The organism is Altibacter sp. (assembly GCF_019913785.1).
Lineage (GTDB): Bacteria > Bacteroidota > Bacteroidia > Flavobacteriales > Flavobacteriaceae > Altibacter.
The window spans coordinates 1-8,937 of sequence record NZ_JAIOHK010000046.1; the positions used below are offsets into that span (position 1 = coordinate 1).

The window sequence follows — 8,937 nt, forward strand, 5'->3', positions numbered from 1 at the left end:
GATGGATTTGATAGAGGATTTGACGGAAAGCACCCAATGGATGCTACAATAGCCGAGGCTTATTTCCCGGTAGCCGTTGGACAGGACACCAATGTAACACCTTTTGTGATTCAAACGGTACCTTATAGTCCTACAAAGCAAATTCCTATTACGTTTACCTTAGACGAGCCTTTCGATTTAAAGCTATTGGCAGTAGAAGAAGTAAATTTACCTACTTCAGACGCATTCCTTTGGGATAAATCAAACAATGCATATCACAGAATTACAGGCGGAGATGAAGCTAATATATTTCTACCTGCGGGTGAATATGCCGGTCGTTTCTTTATTGTTTTCAGAAACAGTACTATGGGTGATAATACAGCAACCGATACCGAATCAATGGCTTCGGGTAACCTAGGCAAAGGTGAAATAGTAAAAGCTTCCGTTGACTTCTTCCAAAACAATCAAATCGCTCAACTTGAAGTTAGCAACCCTGAAGGTTATGACATCAAGTCGGCTCATATTTTTGATATGTCCGGAAAATTAGTGATCACCGAAAAGAATATTGGACCTGTTACCAATTTCTCCTTCTCAACCGCTAACCTAAGCGATGGTGTTTACTTAGTAAAGCTAACAACTGTGGATAATGAAGCTATCGATTATAAAATCACTATTCACAATAAGAGATAATCCTTTAGTATGATAGAGGGCCTTGAAGATTATATGCTGGAATGCACAAATAAAAAAATCTTCGGGGTAGAATGTATAGGCTGTGGCATCCAACGTGCTACAGCCTTACTTTTTAAAGGCGAGTTCATCGCTGCCTTTAAAATGTATCCGGCCATATATCCCCTATTCATTTTACTACTTCTTGTCATCTTCAATTTTTTTGTTAAGTTCAAATATGCCTTTCAAATTAAGGTGATACTCCTATTTATAACCGTGGCTATAATGATTGGAAGCTACGTTGTAAAGATGGCTAGTGTGCTTTAATAGGTCAAAAAAGGAATTATTCCGTAGCAATTATAATTTATTTACTTTAACTTTATATCTGTAAACCAACTAAATACACATTCAATTATGGAAAAACAAAAATTACCTAATGCAACCCTCATTCTAGTTTTCGGGATTATATCTATTGTTACTTGCTGCTGCTATGGAGTTTTAGGACTTATATTTGGTATCATAGCAATGGTTATGGCTAAAAAAGCAACAGCCGTTTATATGGAAAATCCAGAACAATATACTGGGTATCAAAATGTCAAAACCGGTAAGATCTTGGCTATCATTGGTATCATTTTAAATGTGCTGTATCTAGGATATGTAATATTCTTGTTTGCTACATTAGGCACTGATGGAATACTGAACATGAATCAAGAGTTGTTAGAACAATACGGAATGTAATATAGCTACTAGCTAATAATAATAAAACGACTGCCCATGGCAGTCGTTTTTGTTTCAATACGAAGGCATAAACAAACGTTTTCCTATTCAAACTCCTTTAGCGTGGAAATAATGATAGAAACACAATCTCTAAGCTGTGCTTCGTTCATTACCAATGGTGGAGCAAACCGAATTATATTTCCATGTGTAGGTTTTGCCAAGAGACCATTGTCTCGAAGCTTGAGGCAAATATTCCAAGCAGTGTTACTTTCTTCCGAGTCATTGATCACAATAGCATTTAGTAGTCCTTTGCCTCGAACTAATTTTGCAATGGAGCTTGTTTGAATATAGGTAGTAAGCTCACTTCTGAAAATTTCTCCCAAACGTTCTGCATTCTCAGCTAACTTCTCATCTTTTATAACTGAAAGTGCAGCCATGGCAACTGCAGCAGCAACAGGGTTGCCCCCAAATGTAGAGCCATGCGATCCTGGGGTGATTACTTCCATTATACTATCATTCGCCAAAACTGCCGAAACAGGATACGCACCCCCGCTTAATGCCTTTCCTAAAATTAGGATGTCTGGTTTCACATTTTCATGATCCACCGCCAATAGTTTTCCGGTTCGCGCTATTCCGGTTTGTACTTCATCTGCAATAAAAAGCACATTGTGTTTTTCGCATAAAGCCTTTGCCTTTGCCAAATACCCTTCTGAAGGGACATAAACACCCGCCTCACCTTGAATAGGCTCAACAAGGAATCCGGCTACATTCTTACTAGTAGTGATTGCTTTTTCAAGTGCTTCTAAATTATCGTAGGCAATTTTGACAAACCCTTTGGTATACGGACCAAAATTCTTTCTCGCAACAGGATCGTTAGAAAATGAAATAATGGTGGTTGTTCTTCCGTGGAAGTTATTATCACAAACTATTATCTCGGCCTCATTCTCTCCTATCCCTTTCTTCTCATAAGCCCATCGTCTGCATATTTTTAAGGCGGTTTCAACTGCCTCGGCCCCTGTATTCATAGGCAATAACTTGTCAAACCCAAAAAATTCACAGGCAAATTTTTCATATTTACCCAACATATCATTATGAAAGGCACGTGAAGTTAACGTCAATGTCTTTGCTTGTTGGGTCATGGCATCAACAATTCTAGGGTGACAATGCCCTTGGTTAACGGCCGAATAAGCAGATAGAAAATCGTAATATTGCTTTCCTTCGACATCCCATACGTGAACCCCTTCACCCCTATTTAATACTACAGGAAGCGGATGGTAATTATGTGCCCCATACTCGTTTTCTAAAGCAATTGCCTTTTGTGATAATGTTTGTTCTAAAACTGACATAACATGAAATTTTAAAAATGAAAAAATATAAAATTCCTTCTATACCTTTATTTTTTCGAAGCATCGAAAATTCAGCGGAGGAGAGAAATCATCCTTGGCGTAAAATTACTAAATAAATCCCATATTTTTTTGAAGCCAAGTATCAATTTATACCCACTATTTATGCTATTTTTGCACGATGTCAAGAAGAAAAAATACCCGAAAGATTTTTGAAAATATTCCCGTATTAGACGCAGGAGCTAAAGGCAAGGCGATTGCCAAAGCCCCCGATGGTCGGGTTATCTTTATTGACAATGCGGTACCAGGTGATATTGCAACCATTCAAACAACCAAGCAACGTAAGGCCTATTACGAGGGATCCGCCATTTCGTTTGCGTCCTTTTCAGATAAAAGAGTGCCTCCGCAGTGCGAACACTTTGGAGTATGCGGTGGCTGCAAGTGGCAACATATGGGGTATGAACACCAATTGTTTTTTAAACAAAATGAAGTTGAAAACAACCTTAGACGCATTGGAAAAATAGAGCTGCCCCCTATACAACCAATTTTGGGTGCTCCCGAACAGTATTTCTATAGAAATAAAATGGAATTCTCTTTTAGCGATTCAAAATGGCTCACCTTAGAACAGATACAGAGCGACGAGCTTATAACAGATCGAAATGCGCTTGGTTTCCATATTCCGGGTATGTGGGACAAAATATTGGATCTTAAAAAATGTCACCTGCAACGAGATCCCAGTAACGCAATTCGCGATTTTTTAAAGGCAAAAGCCGAAGCGCTAGAGTTGTCATTTTTTAATACCAGAAAGCAGGAAGGGTTTTTACGTACCTTGATGATACGCACTTCATCAACGGGTGACGTCATGGTATTGCTTCAGTTCTTTCATGAAGATGTAAAGAACCGAATCTTACTTCTTGATGCCATTGCATCACAATTCCCTGAAATTACTTCCCTTTTATATGTGATCAATGCAAAAGGAAACGACACCATCTACGATCAAGAGGTGTTATGTCACTTCGGAAAAGATCATATTTTTGAAGAAATGGAAGGCCTTCGGTTTAAAATCAATGCCAAATCCTTTTATCAAACCAACAGTGAGCAGGCATACGAATTGTACAAACTAACACGAGATTTTGCAGGTTTAACTGGAAATGAAGTGGTTTTCGACCTATACACCGGTACGGGTACTATTGCCCAGTTTGTCGCCAAAAACGCAAAAAAGGTGGTGGGGATTGAAGCCGTTCCTGAAGCGATCGACGCAGCAAAGGAGAATGCCCTATTAAATGGCATTGACAATGTAGCGTTTTATGTGGGGGACATGAAAAAAGTGTTCAATGAGAGCTTTATTGTACAACACGGCCTGCCAGATGTGATTATAACAGACCCACCTCGCGATGGTATGCATGCAGACGTAGTGACACAGTTACTGGCCATTGCCGCTCCAAAGATTGTTTATGTGAGCTGCAATAGTGCGACACAAGCGCGAGATTTGGCCTTATTGGATGCTATGTATAAGGTGACTAAAGTACAACCGGTAGATATGTTCCCGCAGACCCATCATGTGGAAAATGTTGTACTTTTGGAAAAACGCAACAATACCTGAAATAATTTCAGAAAAACATATGTTTAAGCGAATTCTATTTATAATCATCATCCTATCAACTATTCAGGGTTGTACTAGGGATGATATCTGTGCCGAAGGAACTCCTACCACCCCCCTGCTCATAATCACATTTAAGGACAGTACAAATCCCTTGATTTCAAAAGAAGTACCAAACCTAACGATTGAAACAGCAGATGCGAACAGCACACAAGTGATAACAGCCGTTTCAACCGATTCGATCGCCATTCCTCTGAATGTTAGTACCGATAGCACCAAATATCGTTTCAAACAGGATGATGGAGGCGACAATCCGAATACCGATATCCTCACCTTCAGCTATACTCGAGAAGATGTCTATGTAAATCGCGCCTGCGGATATAAAACCACTTATGATAACCTATCGGTAGCAAAAGAGGACGAAGGATCGGCAAATTGGATATTCTTAATTGAAGTTATTAATCAAACAATTGAAAATGAATCACAAGCACATATTACTATTTTGCATTAGTGTCTTGTTGGTGTCGTTTTCGATCAACGCACAACAAACGACTGCTTCAGATACAGTTTCCAAACCCGCCGAAAAGTATGGGTTGCGCCTTGGGGTGGATATTTCAAAGCCAGCTCGTACCTTACTAGAAGATGGATATTCAGGTTTTGAAATTATGGGCGACTTCCGTGTTACCGAGAAATTTTATGCTGCGGTCGAACTAGGATCAGAAAAGAAGGACCGTTTTGAAGCGAATTTAAATTCCAGAACGAATGGAAGTTATGCGAAAATTGGTTTCGATTACAACTCTTACAACAATTGGCTAGGAATGGACAATGCCATTTATGGCGGACTTCGGTACGGGTTCTCTACATTTACAAACGAGCTGCTCGCCTATGGGATTTACACTACCAGTCAGACATTTCCACCGGCTTTTCGGGTGGAGCCTCAAGAGTTTAAAGGATTGACGGCACATTGGGCTGAACTGATCGTGGGCGTAAAGACGGAAGTACTGAACAATCTCTATCTTTCTTTAAACGTTCAACTGAAACGAAAACTTTCAGAAGATAAACCAGAGAATTTTGACAACCTGTACATACCGGGTTTTAATAGGACCTACGATTTTAGTGAGTTTGGTGTTGGCTATGGCTATAGCATTTCGTATCTAATCCCGATATTTAAGAAGTAATTATTGCTTCTTTGCCTTTTTGCTACCCTCGTACATCTCATAGCGAACAAATTTACTTTCCAGCTTTCCATTAAAGAGCTTGATCTTTCTAGAGGGTCGTAGCCCCACGTGTTTCAGGGCTTCCATATTGCTGGTGATCATCCAAGCTTGCGTGCCCGGGTAGCCATGTTTCAGTGTGGTTCCAATATTTCCGTAGAATTTTGAAATATCTTCCACCGAGATCCGCTCATCGTAGGGTGGATTAAAAATCATATACATCTGACGCCCGGTTTCCTTTTTACTTTCGAAGAAATCCTGAGTCTTAATCTCCACAAAATCCTGAAGATTCGCATTCTTGATATTTTCTTTGGCCTTTTTTATAGCTACGGCATCTGTATCTGATCCATAAATCTTAAAATGAAAATCTCTCACCTTTTTTAAAGCCGCAGCTTCAATAAGTTCGTATAAATCCACGTCGAAATCGGGCCAGGTTTCGAAGCCAAACTCTTCTCTATTTAAATTCGGCGGAATATTACATGCAATCATGGCTGCTTCGGCAATGATGGTACCACTTCCACACATAGGATCCATAAAATCACAATGGCCGCTCCAGCCGGACAGCATTATCATACCGGCAGCAAGTACTTCGTTAATAGGTGCTACAGTACTTTCAGTCTTATATCCTCGTTTGTGCAATGAGGCCCCTGAACTATCTAAGGAAACCGTGCAAATATTTTGGTCAATATGAATGTTAATCCGAAGCGTGGGATGGTCCAAATCCACATCGGGGCGTACCCCTTCCCTATCTCGGAAACGGTCAACTATGGCATCTTTCGTTTTTAGGGCGATGTATTGTGAATGTGTAAAATAGTCGGAAAATACGGTAGCATTTACGGCCAGACTTCCATTGGAACTCATATACTCCTCCCATGGCATTTCATAGATATGCTTATAGAGGTCTTCTTCGGTAAAAATATTAAACGAAGTGATGGGTTTCAAAATTTTAATAGCGGTACGACAACACAGGTTAGCCTTATACATAAATCCGGTATCCCCTTCGAAAGAAACGTTTCGCGTGCCTATTTCAACTTCAGAAGCCCCTAATTGACGTAATTCCTGTGCTAATAATTCTTCCAAGCCATAGAGGGTCTTGGCCACCATTTTAAAATTTTTTACCATTGTGTCATTCGTAAAGTCCTGCAAAAATACAGTATTTTAGCACCTCAATAATCTATTAATGCAAAAAGAAGACGAGAATTGGTACGCTTCCTGGTTTGACAGCCCTTACTATCACATTCTGTACAAGGATCGGGATTATGAAGAAGCGGGCTATTTTATGAATCGGTTGACTTCCTATTTACAACTGCCGAAAGGTGCGCATATTCTGGACTTGGCCTGCGGAAAAGGACGCCATTCAAAATATTTGAATACCCTTGGCTACAACGTGATTGGAGCAGATCTTTCTCCATCCAGCATCTCGTATGCCAAGCAATTTGAGAATGAATCACTTCATTTTGAAGTACACGATATGTGTCTTACGTTCTCATCTAAATTTGATGCCATCTTTAATTTATTCACAAGTTTTGGTTATTTCGAGGACGAGGCTGATAATTTACGTACCATTCGTGCCATTAAAAATGGCTTAAAACCCAATGGGTTTGGCGTAATCGATTTTCTGAATGTAAATTTTGTTGCTGAAAACCTAGTGAAAGAGGAACTAAAGGTGGTGGAAGGAATTGAATTTCACATCAATCGATATATGAAGAACGGATATATCGTCAAAGATATACTGTTTACTCATTCCTCTCGAGAGTATTCCTTTACCGAAAAAGTAAAAGCGCTCACATTGTCCGATTTTAAAAATTATTTTGAAATGGCCGGAGCAACACTGAAACAGAGCTTTGGCGATTATCACTTGCATCCTTTTGACGAAAAAACCTCCGAACGATTAATCCTTATCTTTAACTAATGGTATACATCTTTCTATTTCTGGCAGTTGCGGTTGGGTATTTGGCCGCCTTGGGGCTGAAAACCAAAGAATTGAAGCAGATGTCAATTTATTTGGCATTTAGCGGTGCCTTCCTGTTGTCGATGACCATTTTGGAATTGCTTCCGGAAGCGTTTGAAATGCCTACAGAGCGGATCGGAATCTTTATTATGGGAGGAATACTGCTGCAGATCTGTCTGGAGTTTTTCTCGAAAGGCGCCGAACACGGACATGTTCATCTACATGATAGCAAGCGTAATTTCCCTTGGCTATTGTTCTTGAGTTTATCGATTCATGCTTTATTGGAAGGTTTTCCCATATCGGAAGACAACAATATACTTATTGGGATTATAGTGCATAAAATACCAGTAGCTCTTATATTATCATTCTTTTTTATTAGGGCCAATTACAGTAAAACGGTAACCATTTCATTTATGACGTTGTTTGCAATAATGACTCCACTGGGTCATTGGCTAGCGGGATTTGAATTTTTACAAACATATCATGCCGAAATTACCGCCATCGTGATTGGAATATTTCTACATGTTTCAACGACGATCTTATACGAAAGCAGTAAAGATCATAAGTTCAACTTGGCCAAACTAGTCACCATAGTTCTGGGAATTGTCTTGGCGTATTTTATTTAGTTTCTGAAAAACTTGTACAGGCTTACACAACGTCAAGTAGTATAAAGAAGAAGTGAGAAATGCTTCCGCCCAAAACGAAGAAGTGCCAGATCACATGATTAAACGGAATCTTTTCAATAGCATAAAACACTATCCCCAAAGTATAAAAGGCACCACCCAGCATTAATAGGATGAGTCCGAATGTAGATTGAATCGCTATTAAACTACTGAAATCTATGACAATAAGCCATCCCATGATGAGATATAGCAGCACCGAGAACAATTCGAATCTCCCCGTAAAGAATATTTTTAAAATAGTGCCGAGCGCTGCAATTCCCCAAACAATCCAAAATATCAACCAGCCCGAACTCGCTTCCAACGAAATAAGTGCCACCGGTGTATAGGTTCCTGCTATGAGTAAATAGATGCTAATATGATCCAGGCTTCTGAATATATTCTTTTGCTTGATATCTCGTACGGCATGATAAAGCGTAGATGCCGAATACAAAACAATAATAGAACAGGTATACAATAAAATACTAAACGTACTGTAGACGGTTTTACCGGAATCATAAATTAAAAGAAGGACTAGTCCAACAACTCCTAATAGAATGCCTAAGCTGTGTGATGCCGAGTTCCAAACTTCTTCTTTTTTACTTTGCATGGGATAGGATTATAACTACTTACTAACTTAAATAGTATTAATAATTCGATTTTAAATAAAAAAGTCCCTCATCAAATAAATGATGAGGGACTTAAAGAAGGCGGCGACCTACTCTTCCACAAGTGTAGTACCATCGGCGCAAACGGGCTTAACTTCTCTGTTCGGAAAGGTAAGAGGTGAGCCCCGTCGCTATAACCA

11 protein-coding genes and 1 rRNA gene are annotated in these 8,937 nt (G+C 39.5%); 8 read left to right on the top strand and 4 right to left on the bottom strand.

The window, feature by feature from the left end; translation table 11 throughout:
- The 3 genes from K8F54_RS07585 to K8F54_RS07595 form a co-directional block, all read left to right on the top strand.
- Positions 1-669 (top strand): T9SS type A sorting domain-containing protein (locus K8F54_RS07585; protein ID WP_290789119.1); only part of this gene is annotated, 669 nt, incomplete at its 5' end.
- A 9-nt stretch (positions 670-678) separates the two neighbouring features.
- Entirely contained in the window at positions 679-972 is a 294-nt protein-coding gene (locus K8F54_RS07590; protein WP_290789121.1) for a DUF2752 domain-containing protein, read from the top strand.
- An 87-nt stretch (positions 973-1,059) separates the two neighbouring features.
- On the top strand, positions 1,060-1,383 hold the full coding sequence (locus K8F54_RS07595) for a CCC motif membrane protein (RefSeq protein WP_290789123.1): 324 nt from the start codon (positions 1,060-1,062) through the stop codon (positions 1,381-1,383).
- An 83-nt stretch (positions 1,384-1,466) separates the two neighbouring features.
- Here the strand turns inward: K8F54_RS07595 and rocD are convergent, their stop codons facing one another.
- Positions 1,467-2,708 (bottom strand): ornithine--oxo-acid transaminase, encoded by a 1,242-nt coding sequence (gene rocD, locus K8F54_RS07600; RefSeq protein ID WP_290789125.1) that lies wholly within the window; start codon positions 2,706-2,708, stop codon positions 1,467-1,469.
- A gap of 178 nt (positions 2,709-2,886) precedes the next feature.
- Between rocD and rlmD the strand changes: the two genes are divergently transcribed.
- From rlmD to K8F54_RS07615, 3 genes are read left to right on the top strand one after another with little or no spacing between them, the layout of a single operon-like run.
- A complete protein-coding gene (gene rlmD / locus K8F54_RS07605) occupies positions 2,887-4,308 on the top strand; it encodes a 23S rRNA (uracil(1939)-C(5))-methyltransferase RlmD (protein WP_290789127.1) in 1,422 nt (473 codons plus the stop codon).
- Positions 4,309-4,327: 19 nt separating this feature from the next.
- Positions 4,328-4,816 (top strand): DUF6452 family protein, encoded by a 489-nt coding sequence (locus K8F54_RS07610; RefSeq protein WP_290789129.1) that lies wholly within the window; start codon positions 4,328-4,330, stop codon positions 4,814-4,816.
- Complete coding sequence (locus K8F54_RS07615) at positions 4,782-5,483, top strand: DUF6048 family protein (RefSeq protein ID WP_290789131.1); 702 nt, start codon at positions 4,782-4,784, stop codon at positions 5,481-5,483. Before K8F54_RS07610 ends, K8F54_RS07615 begins: the two co-directional genes overlap by 35 nt.
- Here K8F54_RS07615 and K8F54_RS07620 read toward each other — a convergent pair whose 3' ends face one another.
- On the bottom strand, positions 5,484-6,641 hold the full coding sequence (locus tag K8F54_RS07620) for a THUMP domain-containing protein (RefSeq protein ID WP_290789139.1): 1,158 nt from the start codon (positions 6,639-6,641) through the stop codon (positions 5,484-5,486).
- Positions 6,642-6,699: 58 nt separating this feature from the next.
- On the opposite strand from K8F54_RS07620, the gene K8F54_RS07625 reads away from it, so the two are divergent.
- Together K8F54_RS07625 and K8F54_RS07630 are read left to right on the top strand one after the other, a co-directional pair.
- Positions 6,700-7,431: a class I SAM-dependent methyltransferase gene (locus K8F54_RS07625; RefSeq protein WP_290789133.1), complete on the top strand. Its 732-nt coding sequence runs from the start codon at positions 6,700-6,702 to the stop codon at positions 7,429-7,431.
- Positions 7,431-8,096, top strand: a complete 666-nt coding sequence (locus tag K8F54_RS07630; protein ID WP_290789135.1) for a ZIP family metal transporter — start codon at positions 7,431-7,433, stop codon at positions 8,094-8,096. Before K8F54_RS07625 ends, K8F54_RS07630 begins: the two co-directional genes overlap by 1 nt.
- Positions 8,097-8,118: 22 nt before the next feature.
- Here the strand turns inward: K8F54_RS07630 and K8F54_RS07635 are convergent, their stop codons facing one another.
- Positions 8,119-8,739, bottom strand: coding sequence for a hemolysin III family protein (locus K8F54_RS07635; protein ID WP_290789137.1), 621 nt, complete (start codon positions 8,737-8,739; stop codon positions 8,119-8,121).
- A 95-nt stretch (positions 8,740-8,834) separates the two neighbouring features.
- A 5S ribosomal RNA gene (gene rrf, locus K8F54_RS07640) occupies positions 8,835-8,937 on the bottom strand; the annotation flags it as partial.

Bases quoted from the DNA above. Each gene is read 5' to 3' on its own strand.
- K8F54_RS07615 (WP_290789131.1), top strand. From the start codon at position 4,782: ATGAATCACAAGCACATATTACTATTTTGCATTAGTGTCTTGTTGGTG.
- K8F54_RS07635 (WP_290789137.1), bottom strand. From the start codon at position 8,739: ATGCAAAGTAAAAAAGAAGAAGTTTGGAACTCGGCATCACACAGCTTA.
- K8F54_RS07620 (WP_290789139.1), bottom strand. From the start codon at position 6,641: ATGGTAAAAAATTTTAAAATGGTGGCCAAGACCCTCTATGGCTTGGAA.
- K8F54_RS07610 (WP_290789129.1), top strand. From the start codon at position 4,328: ATGTTTAAGCGAATTCTATTTATAATCATCATCCTATCAACTATTCAG.
- K8F54_RS07625 (WP_290789133.1), top strand. From the start codon at position 6,700: ATGCAAAAAGAAGACGAGAATTGGTACGCTTCCTGGTTTGACAGCCCT.
- K8F54_RS07590 (WP_290789121.1), top strand. From the start codon at position 679: ATGATAGAGGGCCTTGAAGATTATATGCTGGAATGCACAAATAAAAAA.
- K8F54_RS07595 (WP_290789123.1), top strand. From the start codon at position 1,060: ATGGAAAAACAAAAATTACCTAATGCAACCCTCATTCTAGTTTTCGGG.
- K8F54_RS07630 (WP_290789135.1), top strand. From the start codon at position 7,431: ATGGTATACATCTTTCTATTTCTGGCAGTTGCGGTTGGGTATTTGGCC.
- rocD (WP_290789125.1), bottom strand. From the start codon at position 2,708: ATGTCAGTTTTAGAACAAACATTATCACAAAAGGCAATTGCTTTAGAA.
- rlmD (WP_290789127.1), top strand. From the start codon at position 2,887: ATGTCAAGAAGAAAAAATACCCGAAAGATTTTTGAAAATATTCCCGTA.